Genomic DNA, 18,073 nt, shown 5'->3' with positions numbered 1-18,073 from the left:
TCATCACCGCCATATCTAGAACATGCACACGTAGGTCTCATTAGCATATTGGACATATGAAAACGCGTCCAGAATGATGTTCCTATGCAGACAGCAACGAACGATCGCGACAAACTTCGAGGTGTGCTCGGAGGCCTTCTCGGCGCCCTCGCACTGAGCATGGTCGCCGGAATTCTTGTGACCGCCGCCATCACACCCGTGGTTGCAGTTGGGGCATGGCTGCCAGGTCAGCAGTAGACGTGTTTGAATCACTTCCGGACTACCTGAATCCGGGTCAACTCGCCGAGCCCTCGACCATCTATGCCCAACAGAACGGTGAGAGCGTCGAAGTCGCCACCTTTTTCTCACAGAATCGGGAAACTATCGAGTGGGACGAGGTCTCTCAGTTCGTGAAAGATGCTGCGGTAGCAGAAGAAGATCCACGCTTCTACTCCCACGGTGGGGTTGACCTGTTAGCTACTGGGCGGGCGGTGCTGCAGAACTCAACCGGGCAGAACCTTTCGGGGCCTCAACAATCACCATGCAGTATGTACGAAATGTACTCGTGCAAGAAGCTGAAGCTGAGGTCGACGACGACGCTCGCAACGCGGCCTATAAGAATGCCATGCGGCAGGATCTTGACCGCAAGCTGCAGGAGATGCGCTACGCGATCGCGATCGAAAAGCAATACTCTAAGGACGAGATTCTCTTGGGATACCTCAATATCGCACTCTTTGGACGTCAGGTGTACGGCATTGAGTCTGCCGCTCAGTACTACTTTGGGAAAAGCGCGAAGGACGTGTCTCTTCCTGAAGCAGCGAGCCTAGTTGCGATCGTAAACAACCCGTCCAAGTTGCAAATTGATACCCCGAGAACCTCGGCGCGAATCGTGATCGACGAAACAAGATCCTCGGATCGATGCTCGCACACGGAAAGATCACACAGGCTGACTACGACGCTGCCATCGGGACGGAAGTCGTGCCGAGCATTACCGAGCGCCCGGTCGGCTGCGACATCGCAGAAGCGCGGCGAAACCTCGGATATTTTTGCGACTACGTTCAGCGTTACATTCTCAACGATCCCAACTTCGGCGATTCCACGAAAGAACGACAGTTTAACTTTCAGCGCGGTGGCTTTGACATTTACACCAGCATTGACCTCGACCTTCAAGAGTCGGGTATCAATGCAATGCGTGCGAACGTACCGGCCGTGATGGACGGCATCGATATCGGTAGTGCGGCAGTCAGCGTGGAACCCGGAACGGGTCGAGTGCTCACAATGATCCAGAATCGGTTCTTCACCGCGGATCCAGAGGTCGCAAAACTCGGGAATGAGTACACCGGAATCAACTACAACACCGATTTCGAATACGGCGGGTCGGGTGGGTTTCAAGTCGGCTCCACCTTCAAAGCAATCACTTTGGCTGAATGGCTTCGTTCCGGCAGATCTGTAAAGGAAATCGTCAACACCAACGGACGAACCGAACAGTTTCAAAACTTTTCTGCCCGCTGCCTCGATGAAGGCATTTACGGTTATGGCAACTGGACCTTTCAAAACGATCAAGGTCGCCAAGCCGGCTCCCAAACAGTCGAGTACGCGATGGAGCAATCACTCAACGGTGGCCTTGTTTCCATGCAGCAGCAACTCGACCTGTGCGACACCTTCGATACGGCACAAAAACTCGGACTTCATCGGGCTACGGAACAGAACTTTAACGAAAGCCAAAACAACTACGGCACGAGAGACTTAGCGATCCTGCCCTCGACAATTTATGCAGGAACGGACGAGATCGCACCGATCACCATGGCAGCGGCGTTCGCGGCGTTCGCGAACGGAGGAAAACTGTGCACTCCGGTGCCAATCGATGCGATCAAATCACCAGATGGAAAGGACGTGCCCTTCACCCGCTCCAAATGCTCGCAGGCCGTCTCACCCGAAGTGGCGGCGGGAGTGACCTACGTGCTGCAGAACGCCGTGAATCGGGGAGTCGCGAGTCACGCTCGGTCGTCGTCTGGAGTGCCTCACTTCGCGAAAACGGGCACCACCGACGACGTAAAAGACAACTGGACTATTGGCGGCAGTAGCAAGGTGACAACCGCAGTCTGGGTCGGCAACGTAACCGGGAACGTATCGACCATGAACTTTGGCGGATGGGGAGGGCTCATGGCAGCAGACCAGTCGATCTGGCCGGCAATTATGAATGCCGCAGACCAAAAGTACGGGGGCGACCCGTTTGCTGAACCATCTAGTGTCGCACTCAGAGTGGTGGCCCAAGATGTACCGGACACAACCGGTCAAGACGTCGCGAGTGCAACCAAGCTCCTGAAAGCCGCCGGGTTCACCGTCGAAGACGGTGGTGAAACCGATTCACTCTTGGCCGAGGGACTCGTTACCGAAACCTCCCCCGCTGCTGGTACTAGTGCTCCGGCCGGGTCGGCGGTCAAGATCTTTCGGAGCGGTGCCACACTTGCAACCGTTCCCGATGTTGTTGGTGAGTTCGGCAAAAAAGCAGCCTCGAGGCTTCGAGACGCGGGTTTTGTGGATATTTCGGTGCCAAAGGAGTGCGCGGCGGAAAAAGTTAGCGCGGTCACGCCGGTGCCCGGTACCTCGACAAGAAAGAGCGACACCGTTACGTTAGCGTGCAGGTAGCGGGTCCCATCGGAACACCGCTGCCCGTGCCAAACGAGCCATCATTCGCGAGAGAGGACAGACCGATGCCTCAGCCCAAACGGCGGTTTGCACTCATCGACGCCGTATCGCTCACACTCATGTTTGTTGGCTTTCTCTTTATACCCGCCCTGTACTATCAGCTTCTTGAGGCCTATTGGAGGCTGGATGGGTCGGTGCCAACCATTACCGCGGTTCAAGAATCCCGCTACGTTTGGACGGTCTCCCTCGGCTGCGTATCAGTCGCGGCAGCCCTGGTGATTGCGGTGATACGCCGCCGACCGGGCCTGATCGTGTCGAGTATTGTAGTTGCTATCGCCCTATTGGCGGCGGCAGTGCTTTTTGTCGTGCCTCAAGACAGGTTCACTCCGGCCCCGAGCAAACTCCGCTCCCAAGTAATTACAGCCCTTGTTTTTCGGGCAGTGATGACTGCGTGGGTGGGTGAGGGTGCGCTACTAAGCAGCCTCCGAGAAACCTGGCTGCTGCTCGCTGCCGCTGAAATAGCGGGAATGCGTACTGCGCAGCGTTTCAATCGAGTCAGTTGTCAACACCGCGATTTCGTAGTCAGAATTCACGCGACGCTTCTCCATACGAAAGCTCGCTTCCAAAGCTTCTGCCCGACCGGAGGCTCCAGGAAACTCCTGCACGCTCCAGTCGCCCGTCGGTCGATGGTACTCAATCAAGAACCCGGTCATTTCAGTGCTTCCTCACTTTCACCAGTGTACGCAACTGAATTTGAAGCCCCTTCAGATCTGGAATGAGGCTTCCTTCGGCTTCGCGCAATTGCTTAGACGCGACCTCCCCCGAGAAATTTTGGCTCTGGTAGATCGAGTCACGAATCTGCTCCATCTGAGCAATTCTTTCCAAAGACAAGTACCTCAGTCCTACAACAATCTTGGCAGTTCGAGGGTTCACTGGAACGCCGCCATAACGAATATCACGCCCAAAGTAGTCACCGGCCTCTTCGTACAGGTTCGCCCACGCACCCTGCAGATGAGTCCTCACCTGTGCCTCCACCACTGTGGAAGATTGAACCACACATGGAGAGCTCGATACCCAGAATTCGGATGCTCTCGCAAGTTATGCAGTGACTCAGACAGATCAGCACCGAACATACTCGAGATTGTTTCGGCAACCACTTGCTGTTGCGACAACGACATTTCTGCTCAAACCGAACACCGGCCAGGTCTTGCACTCGAGAGAGTGGGGTCGCACGATCTCGCTGTAACTTCTCGCGCACTGTATCAATGGTTTTTGCGCGGGAAGTTACTGCAAACCTGCTGTTCCCAAGCACAGGCTGCCAATCGTGAGATCCAATCCGTTCCTGTACCTCGGCCGCAACCTCCGAGTAGTGCCGCCTTACGGCGTCATAGCTCAGCGCATCGCCGTCGGACTCAGTACTCTCTCGGAGTCGCTCGCCTAATCGCCGAAGTTGGTTTCCGCTCTAGTTAGGCTGCTCCATGCGTCGAAGATAGCTCTCGCGTCGGACAAAGCTAGCTTTGCGGATATCCGGTCTCGAGGTATCTAGATCCAGCGATTCTCCTGGGGCAGTGGCCCAGCGCGAAATGCACGGAAAGCTGACGCTCTTCCTTTCGAGCATTTCACGCACGCAGGATAACAGAGGGGTCTAACCCAACAGCGACCTCTGCTCCTGAACTTGCACCTCGTACTCGGCACGGGCACGACGAGTCGAGTCGAGCGTCGAGGTTTCGGCCACAGGCACATCCCACCAGCCAGCGCCGTCCGGTGCGTAGATGAGCGGGTCACTGTTGATGTGGATGAATGTCGCCCGATCCGAGGCTTTGGCAACAGCAATAGCCGCCTCAAGATCAGCAATCGCCGAGGCGCCCGGGGCAACCTCAATCACGTCCATGCCGTAGCTGCGCGCGTTCATCGCGAGGTCGACGGGTAGCACTTGATTACCCTGGAAATTGCGCGCGGCAGCGTCATACGAGCGATACTTTGTTCCGAACCGTTCAGAACCAACAGTCTCCGACAGGTGCCCAATCGAGGCGTAGCCGTGGTTTTGCACCAGCACAACAATCAGTTTGATGCCCTCGGCAACGGCGGTCACCAGCTCAGTGTTGAGCATCAGATACGAGCCGTCACCCACCATCACGATCACGTCGCGATCATCACCCGCCGCGAGCAGCCCGCGCTTCGCGCCGAGTCCACCCGCGATCTCGTACCCCATGCACGAGAAGGCGTACTCGACGTGATAACCGAGCGGATCGCGCACGCGCCACAGTTTGTGCAGGTCTCCGGGCAGTGATCCCGCGGCCTGCACAATCACGTCTTCGGGGGCCGAGGATCGCTGCACCGCACCAATAATCTCGGGCTGACCGGGCAGTGCGAGCCCAGAAGGAGCGAACGCCTCATTAACCGACGCATCCCACGACGCCTTCTCGGAGGCGATCTGTGAAGCATACGACTCAGAAACCCGCAGTTCGGGATCACCCGAAGCCACCTCAAGCAGCGCAACCAAGGTCTCACGCGCATCGGCAACAACCGGAAGCTGCGTGCCGTGCTTGTACGCGTCAAACGAGGCGACGTTGATGTTCACAAAACGAACATCGGGGTTCTTGAACGCCGTGCGCGAGGCCGTGGTGAAGTCACTGTAGCGCGTGCCGATCCCGATCACCACATCGGCCTCCGCCGCGAGTCGGTTGGCAGCGAGCGTTCCCGTCGCACCGATTCCGCCGAGGTACTGCGGGTGATCCCAATCGAGCACCCCACCACCGGCCTGCGACGAACCGACCGGAATACCGGTCGCCTCCACAAACGCGCGCAACTGGGTCTCGGCCTCCGAGTACAGCACTCCACCACCAGCCACAATCAGGGGCCGCTCCGCCGAGCGAAGCGCCTCGACAGCCGCGGCGAGCGCGTCACGCTCGGGCAGTGGCCTTCGGATCCGCCACTCACGCGGCTGCAAAAACTCAACGGGCACGTCGAGCGCCTCGGCCTGCACATCCTCGGGCAGCGCGATGGTGACGGCACCGGTCTCAGCAGGATCGGTCAGCACACGCATCGCGGCGAGCGCAATCGAATACAGCTGCTCGGGGCGCTGTACGCGATCGAAAAACTTGGAGACGGGCCGGAACGCATCGTTGACGGTCAGCCCGATGTCGTGTGGCTGCTCCAGCTGCTGCAGCACGGGATCAGCCACGCGCGTCGCGAAGGTGTCACTCGCCAGCAGCAGTGCTGGCAGGCGGTTGGTAGTAGCGAGCGCGGCACCGGTCAGCATGTTTGCAGCACCGGGGCCAACTGACGCGGCCGAGGCATAGGTGCCGCGGCGGCGGCGCATGCGCGCGTACCCGACCGACTGGTGCACCATCGCCTGCTCGTTGCGGGCCTGGTAATAGGGCATGAGGGCAGGATCCTCAACGTTTGCCTGCTTCAGCGCCTGCCCGATGCCCGCCACATTTCCGTGGCCGAAGATGCCGAACATGCCCGGAATCGTGCGCTCGCGAATCTCGCGGCCCTCGCCGTCGCGATCCACGGTCCACTGGTTCGCCAGAAACTCTACGAGGGCCTGGCTGACGGTCATCCGCCGTGTGGTCATTCTGCATCCTCCGTTGCGTTGTCGGCCGTGAATGGGAGTCGGGGGTCCAGCTGCTGGTCATTCCAGGTGTCGCGCACCCAACCGTGCGCGGGGTCGTCGCTGATCAGCCAGCTTCGTTCGGGATCGGGCCCGGCCATCACATTGAGGTAGTACATGTCGTAGCCCGGAGCCGCGACGGCGGGGCCGTGGTAGCCGAAAGGCACGAGCGCGACGTCACCGGTGAATACGCGGGCGTCGATGTCGATGTCGCCCGCGGGCGAGGAGTAGGTGCTGAACATGCCGAAGGCGTGCTCTTCGCTGACGCCTGCCGGGGCGTCGCGCGTTGGCGCAACCTCGAAGTAGTAGATCTCTTCAAGTTCGGACTCGTGGCCCGGCGTGTGCACATCGTGCTTGTGGGGAGGATACGACGACCAGTTCTCTGCCGGGGTGATCACCTCGACCACAATGAAGCGGGCTGCATCGAGTGATTCCTTGCGGCCAAAGTTGTGCACCTGGCGACTCGAAGCGCCCGCGCCACGCAGTTCAACGGGAACTTCTTCGACCGGCATGTAGACGCTTGGCCGCACGATATCGGTTGGTGAGGTGGCAACCAAGAATCGGCTATCACCGGGTCCGGTCGCGGTGACCTTGCCGGTTGTGGCAGCCGAGAGATACATCACATCAGTCGGGCCATCGAACACCGAGGCGCGACCGTTTAACTCGGTGACGGTCTCAACACCGTCCTCGATTCGAGTGATCGAGAATGATCCCGAAAGGGGAACCACCAACCGCTCAACGCCGGTGCCTTCGAGAGCGAGTGAGGTCCCAGATTCAAGTCTGCCCACTCGAATACCGGTGTGCTCCCAGCCGGGAGTACGCTCGTCGACGACGGTTTCCCAGCCCGCCTCGGCAAGTTCGCCGCGGCGGTGGAACCAGCGTTGCTCAGTCATGTGTTCCCCTCTCGGAACTACTAGTCGTTCTGCGGGAAGCCGAGGTTGATGCCGCCGTGCGTCGCGGGATCAAGCCAGCGGCTCGTGATGGCCTTCTCGCGTGTGAAGAACTCGAAGCCGTGCACGCCGTACGCCTTCGCGTCGCCGAACAGTGAGGCCTTCCATCCGCCGAAGGAGTGGTACGCAACGGGTACGGGAATCGGCACGTTGATGCCGATCATGCCAACCTGAATCTCGTGCTGGAAGCGGCGCGCGGCCCCTCCGTCGTTCGTGAAGATTGCGGTGCCGTTGCCGAACGCACCCGAGTTGATGAGTTCAACACCCTCTTCGAAGGTCTTGACGCGCACAATCTCGAGCACAGGCCCGAAGATCTCCTCGGTGTAGGCGCGCGAGGTGGTGGGGATGTTGTCGATGAGGGTCGGCCCAACGAAGAAGCCCTCTTCGTGGCCCTCGACCTTGAAGTTGCGACCGTCAACCACGATGGTCGCGCCATCGGCCTCGGCAATATCGATGTACCCCGTGACCTTGTCGCGGTGCACGTCGGTGATGAGCGGCCCCATGTCGGGCTCGGGTGTCGAAGCGCCGTTGCCGATCCGAAGCCCCGAAATGCGCTCCTTGATCTTTTCGATCAACTCGTCAGCAACAGGCTCGACCGCGAGCACAACCGAGATCGCCATGCAGCGCTCACCCGCGGCACCGTAGCCCGCGTTGATCGCCTGGTCTGCGACAAGGTCGAGATCCGCGTCGGGCAGCACGAGCATGTGGTTCTTCGCGCCGCCGAGTGCCTGCACGCGCTTGCCGTGCTTCGAGGCGGTCTCGTAGATGTACTGCGCGGTCGGGGTCGAGCCGACGAAGGAAACCGAGGCAATATCGGGCGAGGTGAGCAGGCCATCAACGGCGAGCTTGTCACCGTTGAGCACGGTGAAGACACCTTCGGGCAGACCGGCTTCCTTCCACAGCTCGGCCATCCACAGCGAAGCGGAGGGATCCTTTTCGCTCGGCTTCACGATGACCGCGTTGCCCGCGGCGATCGCGATCGGGAAGAACCACATCGGCACCATTGCCGGGAAATTGAAGGGAGAGATGACGGCCGCAACCCCGATGGGCTGCTTGATCGAGTAGACATCGATGCCGGTCGAGGCGTTCTCTGAGAACGCTCCCTTGATGAGGTGCGGGAAGCCTGTCGCGAGCTCCACAACCTCCTGGCCGCGCAGAATCTCGCCCATGGCATCCGAGAGCACCTTGCCGTGCTCGGCGGTGATGATCCCGGCGAGTTCACCCTTACGTGCGTTCAGCAACTCGCGGAACTTGAAGAGGATCGTCTGGCGCTTCGCGATAGAGAACTCGCTCCAGATTTCAAACCCGCGCCGGGCCGACTCAATCGCCTCGGCAATCTCGGCCTCATTGGCCAACGCAACCTGCGCGCGCACCTCACCGGTCGCGGGGTTGTACACGGGCGCGGTGTTTCCACTGGTGGACTCGCGGCGGGCACCATTGATCCAATGGGGGATGACGGGGGTAGTTGTCATAATGTTGTCCTTATCTACGGTTAAGAGGCTGAAGACCCAAGCCCAGGGTGAACGAGTCGGGCAGCGGTGTCAACCGCAGCAGCAACATCTCCGTCCGCGGGGTAGAGCAGGGTGCGGCCAACAGTGAGACCGCGCACTCCCGGCAGTGCCAGGGCGTTTTGCCACGAACTGAAAATGTCGTCGGGATCACCGCCGTTGTCACCGCCGAGCAGCAACGTCGGCATGGTGGTCGCCTCCATCACGCGTTCCATCTCGGGCACCACGGGCAGCTTCATCCAGGTGTAGGCGCTGGAGTTGCCAAGACCCGAAGCGATCGCGGTCGACAGGATCACGGCCTCGGCCGAGAGATCGTTCACAACACGACCACCGCCTCCGTCAACCGCGCCGACCCGGCTGCTCATAAAGGGCTCCAGCATGATGGGCAGTTTTGCCGCAGCAGCAGCGTCAACGGCGCGGGCTGTCGCCTCAAGGGTAGATGCCGTGCCAGCGTCATCGAGATCCACCCGGATCAGCGTCTTGGCAAAGTCGAGGCCGTCGCGCACCATCGAGTCGACGCTGTACGCGGTGTAGCGATCGTCAAGTTCGAAAGACGCTCCCCGCAAGCCACCGCGGTTCATGGATCCCACAACGATCTTGTCGTCGAGTAGGCCGAGAGCCGCGAGGTCGTCGATGATGTCGGGGGTGCCCAGCACACCGTCAACACCAGGCCGCGAAAGGGCAAGCGCCATGCGCTCAAGCAACTCGTAACGATTGGCCATCGCGGTCGCGTTCGATCCCACCGCGATCGCACCGCGTGCGGGGTGATCCGCCGCCACAATAAAGAGGCGACCATCGCCCTCAAGTACCCGGCGACGGCGACGGCCGGCGAGCGCCTGGGCGATCGCCTCGGGGTTTTCTGCGCGCATGCGGCGCAGTTCGGCGAAGTCGGAAGCGGTTGGAACGTGAGCCACGGTCATATCACGCACCCTTCTGTAGGATCGCTTCGACCTCCGAAGCATTGGGCATAGCAGTGGAGCACTCGCGACGGGTTGCGACAATCGCCCCGGCGACGTTTGCAAAGCGCAGGATCCGCTCAAGATTCCAACCCTCAAGCAGACCGTGACAGAGTGCGCCGCCAAAAGCGTCGCCCGATCCCAGTCCATTAATCACGTCGACAAAGTGGGGCGGAACCTCGATGGCCTCGTCGCGCGTCTTGGCGAGTACACCCTTTGGCCCCTGCTTCACGATCGCAAGCTCGACGCCACGCTCCAGCAGTGCATCGGCGGCGCGCATCGGCTCGGTCTCACCGACGGCAACCTCGCACTCCTCTTTGTTGCCGACCGCGACCGTGACGTGCTCGATGGCGTGTGCCACCTCGGCGGTTGCTTCGGCCGGGTTGGCCCAGAACATCGGGCGATAATCGAGATCAAAGATAGTGTGCTGTTTGCCCGCGCGGGCCTCAAGCGCCGTGTGGTGTGCCGCGCGGCTGGGCTCCTCGCTCAGGCCGGTCAGTGTGAACCAGAAGATCTTTGCGTCGCGCACAGCCTGCAGGTCAACCTCGGTCTGCGCAACCTGCAGATCGGGGGCTTTCGGTTTGCGGTAGAAGTAGAGCGGGAAGTCATCGGGCGGAAAGATCTCGCAGAACGTGACGGGCGTTGGATACTCGGGATCGGTGCCGACGTAGCGCGGATCCACCCCGAGTCTGTCGAGTTCGCGCAGCAGGTAGCGTCCGAAGGGATCATTACCCACACGCGAAATCAGTGCGCTTGAGTGGGTGTACTTCGCGGCCGCCACGGCCACATTCGCCGCGCTCCCACCCAGGTACTTGCCAAACGTTTCAACGTCTTCAAGCCCAACCCCGTCTTGCAGGGGGTACACATCAACGCCGAGTCGGCCAAACGCCAGAACGTCGAACGTCGTGTGATCAGCCACTGTACCGTCAGTCATAGTGCAATCGTCGCCTCTCAAAGCCTTGGCACCACCACCGGCGCACCCTCAAGCCAATATGTCCTAACAATATCACAATCTGGTGATTGGAAGCGCACCCACTAGACGTATTATTGTCGGTACATAGCCGCATCGACGAGGCGTGCAGGAAGAGGACCCCGTGAGTGTGACCCCAGTCTGGCCGGACGAGCTCTTCACCGATCTCGATCGCACTGGCCCCGTGCCACTGTATTACCAGGTATCCAGTCGGCTTGAGCAGGCGATCCGCAGTGGCACAATCCCAACCGGATCACGTCTCGAAAACGAAATTTCTATTGGTGAACGACTCGGCCTTTCGCGACCCACCGTGCGGCGCGCGATTCAAGAACTTGTCGACAAGGGCTTGTTGGTGCGGCGGCGCGGGATCGGCACGCAGGTTGTGCAGGGCCAGGTGAGCAGGCCGGTTGAGCTCACCAGCCTCTATGAAGATCTGAAACACGGCCATCACGAACCCAGCACCGAGGTGCTCAGCTACGAGGTGATCCCGGCCCCCGAAGAGGTCGCCGAGAAACTGAGTGTGGCGGTTGGTTCAGATGTGCTGAGGATCCGCCGTCTGCGCGGCACGGACGGTGTGCCGGTGGCGATCCTCGAGAACTACCTGCCTAAGGAGTTCACCGACATTATTGAGGCAGACCTGAAATCGAAGGGGCTGTACCAGCTGCTGCGCGCTCGGGGCGTGACGATTCGCATCGCGAACCAGTCCATCAGCGCGCGTCGCGCCACCGCCGATGAGGCCGATTTGCTGGGTGAATCCCGCGGCGGCCCCTTGCTGACCATGGAGCGTATTGCGTTTGACGACTCGGGCAGGGCGATCGAGTACGGTCATCACTGCTACCGTCCCGAGCTTTACCGCTTTGAAACGACGCTCGTGGCGAAGTAGCTCTCTAGCGCGAAGCGAGCAAGCCTCGATAGGCCTCAAGCAGGTGCCCCGCCGAAGACTCCCAGCTTGTGGAGAGCGCGTGCTCGCGAGCGGCCGTGCCCATGCGGGCGGCCAGTTCGGGATCCGCGAGGAGCTTCTCAATGGCCCGCGCCCAGTCGGCGGGGTTATCGCCCGAGACCAGCAACCCGGTTTCGCCGTCGAGAACGGCCTCGCGCAGCCCACCGGTGTCACGCGCGATCACTGGAATGCCGGAGGCGGACGCTTCGAGTGCCACCAATCCGAAGGTTTCCGTGTGCGAGGGAACGAGCAGGATCGTCGCGCGCCTGATCCTCTCTGCCAATTCACCGCGGCGCAGGGCGCCGTCGAACGCCGTCGTGGCAATCATGCCGTGCCTGGCGACCGCCTCGTGCAACTCGCGTGCATGGTCGTCACCGTCGGGCGGCGGAGCACCCACGATGCGGAGCACGGGGCGAGCATCCTCGGGAATGGCCGCGACCGCATCAATAGCGAGGTCGAACCCTTTCAGGGGATGCAAACGACCGACCACCAGCACCTCGGGCCGCCCACCGTGCTCCAACCAGTCGCGCTGTTCGTCGCACTCGCCACCTTCGAGCGGGTGGAATAGCTCAGTGTCAACGCCGAGCGGCACCACGCTCACACGCGAAGGATCAGCACCGAAGCGCTCCAGCACCGTGCGCCTCTCGGCCTCGCTTACCGCGATCACCAGGTCTACCTCGTGGGCAAGCAGGCGCTCGCCCGCCAAACGACCGGGCGACTCCGGGCGCTCCCCCTCGGTGAGCGGTGTCTCGGGTGCGGCCGCGATCGAATGGTAGCTCTGCACGAGCGGGATCCCGGCGTCTCTCGCGGGTGCAAGCGCAGCGATGCCAGAAAACCAGTGCTCGGCGTGCAATACCTGTGTCGGCTCGCGGGTGAGTTCTGTGGCGAGCGCTCGCTCGAACTCCTCGATCACACCCTCGTGCTCACCCTTTGCGAGTAGTCGCGCGGGTCCGGCGTTGAGATGCACGACGGTGACCCCGAGGGGAGCTCCACGCGCTCGGGCAAGGCTTCGTCTGAGCGCCGAGTGTAGATGTACACCCGGTGCCCCGCACGTGCAAGCGCGTCGGCCTGCGCGCTGACAACAACGTTCATGCCCCCGGCGTCTTTGGTGCCCGGCACGTCGAGCGGTGAGGTGTGCACCATGACAAAGCCGACTGACAAAGGGGGGAAATCCATAGACCGAGCGTATCGTGTGTGTCCGATACCCGCCGAATGAACAGACTCGTTAGATCTCGCCCTTCCCTACGGTCGAACCAATGATCTACAATGTAGAACATGAGTGCAGTAGGAATTAGGGCCTTAAAACAGAATGCTTCCGAGGTAGTGGCGCGCGCGGCAAAAGGGGAGACGATCGAGATCACGGATCGCGGTCGTCCCGTTGCCAGGATCGTGCCACTTCGCACGAGCAAGTATCAGGAGATGGTTGAGTCTGGGCAAATTACGCCACCCTCACTCAGCCTCCAGGGTTTTCGCAACCGCCTCAACGAGCTCGACGATGACCTCACGTCTCAAGGCCTCCCCACGGGCAATACAAGCGGGCTGAGCATGGAGCAGATTCTCGAAGAACTCAAGGAGGAACGCCTGTAATGCTCGTCTACGTCGACACCTCCGCCCTCGTAAAGTTCGTATTGCCCGAACCAGAGCATGAAGCTCTTCTCACCTGGTCAGAGCGACCCGAAGTTCGGCTCATGACCAGCGATCTCACGATCACAGAGTTTACGCGCGCGGTGCGGCGAGCAAACAAATCCAAAACTCCCTCGGTTCGTGAAATGCTCAGCCGCTGCGGGTTCGTGCGACTCGACCCTTCACTTTACGAGGAAGCAGGCCGCCTCGAACCCCACGAACTCCGCTCGCTCGACGCGATCCACCTCGCCGCAGCGCTCGCCCTCGGCAGCCAGCTCGACGGCATGCTCACCTACGACAACCGCCTCGCGGAGGCCGCCCGAAACGTTGGCATCCGAACGATCAGCGTTGATGAGTGAAGCCATGGATACTCTTCCGTTCACATACCCCAAGGGGGTATAGTGGCGGGCATGGCAAGAGATCGCACTCCCCCTGAACAGGTCGGAAATGGGCAGCCCGACAACTGCGAGGCAGAATTCGCCGAATCCGGGTTCAGCCAGGGGCACCCGGGTTCCCCGCTCGCGCCTGAAAGCCCCGCCAAAAAGGCGCATGATCACGACCACGGACTCGGCGGTGCGAGCACCGCAACGGGCAAACACCGCAAGAAGCTGATCCTCGTTCTCTCAATAACCCTCAGCGTCTTTGTCATTCAGGTGATCGGCGCGCTGATCTCAAACTCACTCTCCCTGCTCGCCGACGCCGGGCACATGCTCACTGACGCAACCGGAGTTGCGATCGCCCTGATCGCAAGCCTCATCGCGGCGCTGCCCGCCACGTCAAAGCGCACCTTCGGTTATTTGCGTGTTGAGGTGCTGGCCGCGCTCGTCAACGGCATCGTGCTCGGTGTGATCGCCGTCGTCATTTTCGCCCAGGCCATTGCTCGTTTCGGTACCGAAGTTGAAATCGAGTCCGGCCCAATGCTCATTGCCGCCGCTATCGGCGCTGTGGCGAACCTCGTCTCACTGCTCATTCTGCAATCGGGCCAAAAAGAGAGCATCAACATTCGCGGTGCGTACCTCGAAGTGCTGGGCGACCTGTTGGGCTCCATCGCGGTAATCATCGCCGCTCTCGTCATTATGTTCACCGGCTGGAACATGATCGACCAGATCGCCTCAATGGCCATCGCGGTGCTCATCTTCCCGCGGGCGATCAGCCTGCTGCGCGACGTCGTGAATGTGCTACTTGAGGCAACACCGAAAAATATTGACGTCGACGTGGCTCGCACGCACATGCTCGCGGTTCCGGGTGTCTCAGAAGTCCACGACGTACACGCGTGGACCATCACCTCGGGCGTGCCCGCGTTCTCAGCCCACGTCACGGTCAGCGACAAGGCCTGGGATGAGCTCGGTTATCACGCGATTCTCGACGAGCTCAGAGCCTGCCTGCGCCTCCACTTCACGACCGATCACGTCACACTACAGCTGGAACCCGCAAGCCACGCGGGTGAGGATCAGGCGCACCGCTAGCCAGAAACAAGCTCGTAGCGCGGCGTGAGCCTCCGACTTGCCCGAGCGAGCCGCCGCATTCCCTCGCGAATCGCCTCGGGCGACTCAAGCGAAAACGAAAGACGCAGGCTGCGCGATCCCGAACCGTCCGCAAAAAAGGCGCTGCCCGGAATAAACACCACACCCTCCTCAACCGCGAGCTCAAAGAGTTCGTCGGCGGAGTAACCCTGCGGAAGAGTCGCCCACACAAAGAACCCACCCCGGGCTTTGGTCCAAGTGCTCCCGGCCGGAAGCACTCCCTCGGATCTGGAGAGCGATTCCAGAAGCGCGGAGGCGCGCTCGCGGTAGCGCTCAATCGACCGCGCAAGCGTTGCCCGCCAATCGAACGCGGTGAGGTACTCAAGCGCCAGGTACTGGCTGAGAATCGACGGGTGAATCACCATCGCCTCCGAGAGCAGTTGCAGGCGAGCGCGCACGTCGGCTGGAGCCAGCACCCACCCGACGCGAATGCCGGGTGAGAAGATCTTGCTCATCGAGCCGAGGTAGATCACGTTGCTGTCGAATGAGCGAATAGCCGGGGTGACCTGGCCGTCAAACGAGATCAGACCGTATGGGTCATCCTCGACCACGATCACACCCGCGTTGGCGCAGATACGGGCGATGCGCTCGCGCCGATCCTGAGCCAGTCGAACACCGGAGGGGTTGTTGAAGTTGGGGATCGTGTAAAGAAACTTCACGGCGCGACCCTCTGCCTTCAAGTGGGTGATGCGTGCCTCCAACTCCTCGGGAATGAGCCCGTCGTCGTCGCACTCGACGTGGCAGACCTCGGCCTCGAGCCCCACAAACGTGCTGATGGCACCAACATAGGTTGGGGCCTCGGCAAGGATCACGTCGCCCGGATTACAAAACATGGCGGTGACAAGTTCAAGGCCCATCTGAGAACCGGGAGTAATCAGCACGTCGTCTGCGCTGGCCTGGACGCCTGAGTACGCCATGATTGCTGTCACCGCTTCGCGCAGCTCGGGCAGCCCCGCACCGGAACCGTACTGCAGGGAATCGAGCCCCTGCTCACCAATAAGGCGCTGGGCAGCCAGGGCAAGCTGCTCAAGCGGCAGACCGTGCAGATCGGGGTTGCCACCGGCCAGCGAAATCATGCCCGGTGCCGTCGATACGTCCCACACAGACCGGACAGGGGACGGCCGAAACCCCGCGGCGCGATCGGCGTAGTTCTCGGCAAATACGTTCTGTGTCATGCGGTGAGGCTCCTCAATCGGGTGTGACACGGGATAATCCCCGTGCCACGAGATGAATCATCATTGATTACGCAAAAACTCTTGCAGGATCGCGGCCCCGGTCTCGAGAGAGGCCACGGGCACACGCTCATCGATACCGTGGAACATGCCGGGAAAATCGAACTGTTTCGGCAGCAGCAGCGGCACAAATCCGTAGCACTGAATTCCGAGGCGGGTCAGCGTCTTTGCGTCGGTCGCGCCGCCGGTAACGAAGGGGATCACCCCGGCTCCCGGGTCCACCGCGTTCAGCGCCCCGCGAATGGCCTCGGTGAGTTCCGTGCCGTACGATGCGGTCACACTTGGCGCACTCTCCCATGTCACGTCGATGTCCGGACCAACGAGGCTCGCGAATACCTCGTGAAATTCGTGCTCGTAGCCCGGCGCAATCCGGCAGTCGACCGTGGCTATAGCCTCCCCGGGCACGGTGTTGGTTTTCGAGCCAGCGTGCACCTGCGTGAGCACGGAGCTGGTGCGAAACGCGCTGCTCAGCATCGGGCTATTGGCCCGAGCGACGCGATGTCGCGCTCGAGAGTCGCGGCCTCAAGATCAGCTCCGACCGCACTTCGCAGGTGCGTGATGACCATCTGCATTGCGGGATCATCTGCGAGCGGCCACTCGTGGGCGACAATGCGCGCAAGGGCCGAAGTGAGTCTTGCGACCGCACTGCTCGCGTTCGGGATCAGGGACCCGTGGCCCGTGGCGCCTCTGGCTCGCAGCGTCGCCCACGCAACACCCTTCTCACCGATGCCGATCGCGTAGTGTCGCCCCGCAGGACCCTCAATCGAGAACCCGCCCAGCTCTCCGATCGCCTCGGTCACTCCTGCAAACAACTCGGGGTGTTGCTGCACAAGAAAGGCCATGCCGTCGGCACCCTCAACCTCTTCATCTGCCACAAACGCAAGCACGATGTCGCGTCGGGGCTGCCATCCCTCCGCGGCCAGCGAGCGAATCGCCGCGACCAGCATGCCGATCATGTTTTTCATGTCGACCGCGCCACGACCCCAGAGCTCACCCTCATTCACTTCGCCAGCAAACGGATCGACTCGCCAGAGCGTCGCGTCGGCTGGCACCACATCGGTGTGGGCGTGGACCAACAGAGCGGTAGCCGCGGGATCCGATCCCGTGATCCTGACTACCAGATTGCCCCGGCCCGGCGTGCGTTCACGCCACACTCCGGTGTAACCAACCTCTGCGAGCCACCCACGAATCAGTTCGGCGCACTCGCTCTCTCCGACTCCGATCGTCGCAGTATCGCCAGTATTTGTGCTGTCGATGCGAATGAGGGCTGAGGTGAACTCAACCGCCTCTCTGTGCAGCACCGCAACAGGATCCATCACCGCATCGACTGTTTTCATCTTGGCACCGCTTCGCTGTTCCCTGGGGCGTCAGCGCTCTCGGTGAGTGCTTCTTCGTTGATGCCCAACAGGTGCGCGACGAGTCCGTTCAGTGTGCTGCGCATGGTCGAGCTGTCGCCTCCGTAAAAACCACCGAGGGTCTGCATCGCAAGGCCGTCGGCAGCCGCAACAACGTAGGTCGCGAGGCGCTCGGGGTCGAGGTTCGAGGCAATGCGATTGGTGTCGCGCGCAGACCGCAGAGCCGTCACGAACAGCGATCGCCACATCTGGAGCGCCACCGCAATCGTGTCGCGCACCTCTGGGTCACGCGGTGCGGCTGCGTACGCCTGCACCCAGAAACCCCAGGCATCGGCAAAGGACTCCTCACCCTCAACGGCAAAGCTGAGCAGGTCCCCGATTCTGCGAATGGGGTCTGTGACGGTCTCTGAGATGCGCTGCCACTCGTCGGTCGCCCGCTCACTGCGGTAGGCGATGCTCGCTAGCACGAGTGCGTTCCGTGTCTGAAAGTGGTGCTGGATCATGCCTATGCTGCACCCTGCAGCCGCCGCCACGAGAGTGAGTGAACAGCCATCAACTCCCCGCTTCGCGATCACGTGCGAGGTTTGCTGCAGAATGCGGTTGCGCAATCGGCTGATGGCCTCGTCTGTCACCGCGTGTGTGCGTATGCGCGTTTCGCTCATCGTTCTCCCTTAAACAATCTGCCCGGTCGGCTCGCTCAAGCGAGCCTGAAACATCACGTGCAAACTTACTTGTTTTTATTGCAACTTCGGCCAACCAGATCTATGATCTG

General features: G+C 61.0%; 19 protein-coding genes and 1 pseudogene. 7 read left to right on the top strand and 13 right to left on the bottom strand.

Annotated elements, in window-relative coordinates; genetic code table 11:
• The first annotated feature begins 84 nt into the window (after positions 1 to 84).
• The 3 genes and pseudogenes from G7066_RS15415 to G7066_RS00585 all read left to right on the top strand — a co-directional run bounded on the left by G7066_RS15415 (position 85) and on the right by G7066_RS00585 (position 2,628).
• Entirely contained in the window at positions 85 to 237 is a 153-nt protein-coding gene (locus tag G7066_RS15415; protein WP_244303108.1) for a hypothetical protein, read from the top strand.
• Positions 216 to 787: pseudogene (locus G7066_RS15410) on the top strand (transglycosylase domain-containing protein); the annotation flags it as partial. The gene G7066_RS15415 and the pseudogene G7066_RS15410, both read left to right, overlap by 22 nt.
• A gap of 110 nt (positions 788 to 897) precedes the next feature.
• A complete protein-coding gene (locus tag G7066_RS00585; protein ID WP_244303107.1) occupies positions 898 to 2,628 on the top strand; it encodes a penicillin-binding transpeptidase domain-containing protein in 1,731 nt (576 codons plus the stop codon).
• A gap of 473 nt (positions 2,629 to 3,101) precedes the next feature.
• On the opposite strand, the gene G7066_RS00580 is transcribed toward G7066_RS00585, so the two are convergent.
• The 7 genes from G7066_RS00580 to iolC all read right to left on the bottom strand — a co-directional run bounded on the left by G7066_RS00580 (position 3,102) and on the right by iolC (position 10,592).
• Positions 3,102 to 3,341: a hypothetical protein gene (locus G7066_RS00580; RefSeq protein WP_166328246.1), complete on the bottom strand. Its 240-nt coding sequence runs from the start codon at positions 3,339 to 3,341 to the stop codon at positions 3,102 to 3,104.
• A 1-nt stretch (position 3,342) separates the two neighbouring features.
• Positions 3,343 to 3,666, bottom strand: a complete 324-nt coding sequence (locus tag G7066_RS00575) for a hypothetical protein (RefSeq protein WP_166328244.1) — start codon at positions 3,664 to 3,666, stop codon at positions 3,343 to 3,345.
• A 607-nt stretch (positions 3,667 to 4,273) separates the two neighbouring features.
• Complete coding sequence (gene iolD, locus G7066_RS00570; RefSeq protein WP_166328242.1) at positions 4,274 to 6,208, bottom strand: 3D-(3,5/4)-trihydroxycyclohexane-1,2-dione acylhydrolase (decyclizing); 1,935 nt, start codon at positions 6,206 to 6,208, stop codon at positions 4,274 to 4,276.
• The gene (gene iolB / locus G7066_RS00565) at positions 6,205 to 7,137 is read right to left on the bottom strand and encodes a 5-deoxy-glucuronate isomerase (RefSeq protein WP_166328240.1); all 933 of its coding nucleotides are present in this window, start codon (positions 7,135 to 7,137) and stop codon (positions 6,205 to 6,207) included. Before iolB ends, iolD begins: the two co-directional genes overlap by 4 nt.
• A gap of 20 nt (positions 7,138 to 7,157) precedes the next feature.
• Positions 7,158 to 8,666: a CoA-acylating methylmalonate-semialdehyde dehydrogenase gene (locus tag G7066_RS00560; RefSeq protein WP_166328238.1), complete on the bottom strand. Its 1,509-nt coding sequence runs from the start codon at positions 8,664 to 8,666 to the stop codon at positions 7,158 to 7,160.
• Between the two features lie 20 nt (positions 8,667 to 8,686).
• On the bottom strand, positions 8,687 to 9,622 hold the full coding sequence (locus tag G7066_RS00555) for a Cgl0159 family (beta/alpha)8-fold protein (RefSeq protein WP_205881477.1): 936 nt from the start codon (positions 9,620 to 9,622) through the stop codon (positions 8,687 to 8,689).
• Between the two features lies 1 nt (position 9,623).
• Positions 9,624 to 10,592 (bottom strand): 5-dehydro-2-deoxygluconokinase, encoded by a 969-nt coding sequence (gene iolC, locus G7066_RS00550; protein WP_166328236.1) that lies wholly within the window; start codon positions 10,590 to 10,592, stop codon positions 9,624 to 9,626.
• 160 nt (positions 10,593 to 10,752) lie between these two features.
• Between iolC and G7066_RS00545 the strand changes: the two genes are divergently transcribed.
• Entirely contained in the window at positions 10,753 to 11,511 is a 759-nt protein-coding gene (locus G7066_RS00545) for a GntR family transcriptional regulator (protein WP_166328234.1), read from the top strand.
• Positions 11,512 to 11,515: 4 nt separating this feature from the next.
• Here G7066_RS00545 and G7066_RS17180 read toward each other — a convergent pair whose 3' ends face one another.
• Together G7066_RS17180 and G7066_RS17650 are read right to left on the bottom strand one after the other, a co-directional pair.
• Positions 11,516 to 12,535, bottom strand: a complete 1,020-nt coding sequence (locus tag G7066_RS17180; RefSeq protein WP_425280743.1) for a glycosyltransferase — start codon at positions 12,533 to 12,535, stop codon at positions 11,516 to 11,518.
• Complete coding sequence (locus G7066_RS17650; RefSeq protein WP_425280742.1) at positions 12,478 to 12,744, bottom strand: glycosyltransferase; 267 nt, start codon at positions 12,742 to 12,744, stop codon at positions 12,478 to 12,480. The genes G7066_RS17180 and G7066_RS17650 overlap by 58 nt, the downstream gene beginning before the upstream one ends.
• Positions 12,745 to 12,843: 99 nt before the next feature.
• Here G7066_RS17650 and G7066_RS00535 point away from each other — a divergent pair, with 99 nt between their 5' ends.
• From G7066_RS00535 to G7066_RS00525, 3 genes are read left to right on the top strand one after another with little or no spacing between them, the layout of a single operon-like run.
• Entirely contained in the window at positions 12,844 to 13,155 is a 312-nt protein-coding gene (locus tag G7066_RS00535; protein WP_166328232.1) for a type II toxin-antitoxin system Phd/YefM family antitoxin, read from the top strand.
• On the top strand, positions 13,155 to 13,550 hold the full coding sequence (locus G7066_RS00530; protein ID WP_166328230.1) for a type II toxin-antitoxin system VapC family toxin: 396 nt from the start codon (positions 13,155 to 13,157) through the stop codon (positions 13,548 to 13,550). Before G7066_RS00535 ends, G7066_RS00530 begins: the two co-directional genes overlap by 1 nt.
• A gap of 51 nt (positions 13,551 to 13,601) precedes the next feature.
• Positions 13,602 to 14,657: a cation diffusion facilitator family transporter gene (locus G7066_RS00525; RefSeq protein ID WP_166328228.1), complete on the top strand. Its 1,056-nt coding sequence runs from the start codon at positions 13,602 to 13,604 to the stop codon at positions 14,655 to 14,657.
• Here G7066_RS00525 and G7066_RS00520 read toward each other — a convergent pair.
• From G7066_RS00520 to G7066_RS00505, 4 genes are read right to left on the bottom strand one after another with little or no spacing between them, the layout of a single operon-like run.
• The gene (locus tag G7066_RS00520) at positions 14,654 to 15,889 is read right to left on the bottom strand and encodes an aminotransferase-like domain-containing protein (protein ID WP_166328226.1); all 1,236 of its coding nucleotides are present in this window, start codon (positions 15,887 to 15,889) and stop codon (positions 14,654 to 14,656) included. The two genes, G7066_RS00525 and G7066_RS00520, sit on opposite strands and share 4 nt — an antisense overlap.
• A 60-nt stretch (positions 15,890 to 15,949) precedes the next feature.
• Entirely contained in the window at positions 15,950 to 16,420 is a 471-nt protein-coding gene (locus tag G7066_RS00515) for a M20/M25/M40 family metallo-hydrolase (RefSeq protein ID WP_166328224.1), read from the bottom strand.
• Entirely contained in the window at positions 16,414 to 17,283 is an 870-nt protein-coding gene (locus G7066_RS00510; protein WP_166328222.1) for a M20/M25/M40 family metallo-hydrolase, read from the bottom strand. Before G7066_RS00510 ends, G7066_RS00515 begins: the two co-directional genes overlap by 7 nt.
• Entirely contained in the window at positions 17,280 to 17,963 is a 684-nt protein-coding gene (locus G7066_RS00505; protein ID WP_166328220.1) for a TetR/AcrR family transcriptional regulator, read from the bottom strand. Before G7066_RS00505 ends, G7066_RS00510 begins: the two co-directional genes overlap by 4 nt.
• Positions 17,964 to 18,073: the final 110 nt, after the last annotated feature.

The organism is Leucobacter coleopterorum, from assembly GCF_011382985.1.
Classification (GTDB): domain Bacteria; phylum Actinomycetota; class Actinomycetes; order Actinomycetales; family Microbacteriaceae; genus Leucobacter; species Leucobacter coleopterorum.
Note: the sequence above shows the minus strand (reverse complement) of the source record. Positions and strands in the feature narration are given on the sequence as shown.

Excerpts from the sequence above, each read along its gene's own strand:
- iolB (WP_166328240.1), bottom strand. The coding sequence starts at position 7,137 with ATGACTGAGCAACGCTGGTTCCACCGCCGCGGCGAACTTGCCGAGGCG.
- G7066_RS17650 (WP_425280742.1), bottom strand. The coding sequence starts at position 12,744 with ATGGATTTCCCCCCTTTGTCAGTCGGCTTTGTCATGGTGCACACCTCA.
- iolD (WP_166328242.1), bottom strand. The coding sequence starts at position 6,208 with ATGACCACACGGCGGATGACCGTCAGCCAGGCCCTCGTAGAGTTTCTG.
- G7066_RS00510 (WP_166328222.1), bottom strand. The coding sequence starts at position 17,283 with ATGAAAACAGTCGATGCGGTGATGGATCCTGTTGCGGTGCTGCACAGA.
- G7066_RS00515 (WP_166328224.1), bottom strand. The coding sequence starts at position 16,420 with ATGCTGAGCAGCGCGTTTCGCACCAGCTCCGTGCTCACGCAGGTGCAC.
- G7066_RS00555 (WP_205881477.1), bottom strand. The coding sequence starts at position 9,622 with ATGACCGTGGCTCACGTTCCAACCGCTTCCGACTTCGCCGAACTGCGC.
- G7066_RS00520 (WP_166328226.1), bottom strand. The coding sequence starts at position 15,889 with ATGACACAGAACGTATTTGCCGAGAACTACGCCGATCGCGCCGCGGGG.
- G7066_RS00560 (WP_166328238.1), bottom strand. The coding sequence starts at position 8,666 with ATGACAACTACCCCCGTCATCCCCCATTGGATCAATGGTGCCCGCCGC.
- G7066_RS00580 (WP_166328246.1), bottom strand. The coding sequence starts at position 3,341 with ATGACCGGGTTCTTGATTGAGTACCATCGACCGACGGGCGACTGGAGC.
- G7066_RS15415 (WP_244303108.1), top strand. The coding sequence starts at position 85 with ATGCAGACAGCAACGAACGATCGCGACAAACTTCGAGGTGTGCTCGGA.
- G7066_RS00585 (WP_244303107.1), top strand. The coding sequence starts at position 898 with ATGCTCGCACACGGAAAGATCACACAGGCTGACTACGACGCTGCCATC.
- G7066_RS00505 (WP_166328220.1), bottom strand. The coding sequence starts at position 17,963 with ATGAGCGAAACGCGCATACGCACACACGCGGTGACAGACGAGGCCATC.
- iolC (WP_166328236.1), bottom strand. The coding sequence starts at position 10,592 with ATGACTGACGGTACAGTGGCTGATCACACGACGTTCGACGTTCTGGCG.
- G7066_RS00535 (WP_166328232.1), top strand. The coding sequence starts at position 12,844 with ATGAGTGCAGTAGGAATTAGGGCCTTAAAACAGAATGCTTCCGAGGTA.
- G7066_RS00530 (WP_166328230.1), top strand. The coding sequence starts at position 13,155 with ATGCTCGTCTACGTCGACACCTCCGCCCTCGTAAAGTTCGTATTGCCC.
- G7066_RS00525 (WP_166328228.1), top strand. The coding sequence starts at position 13,602 with ATGGCAAGAGATCGCACTCCCCCTGAACAGGTCGGAAATGGGCAGCCC.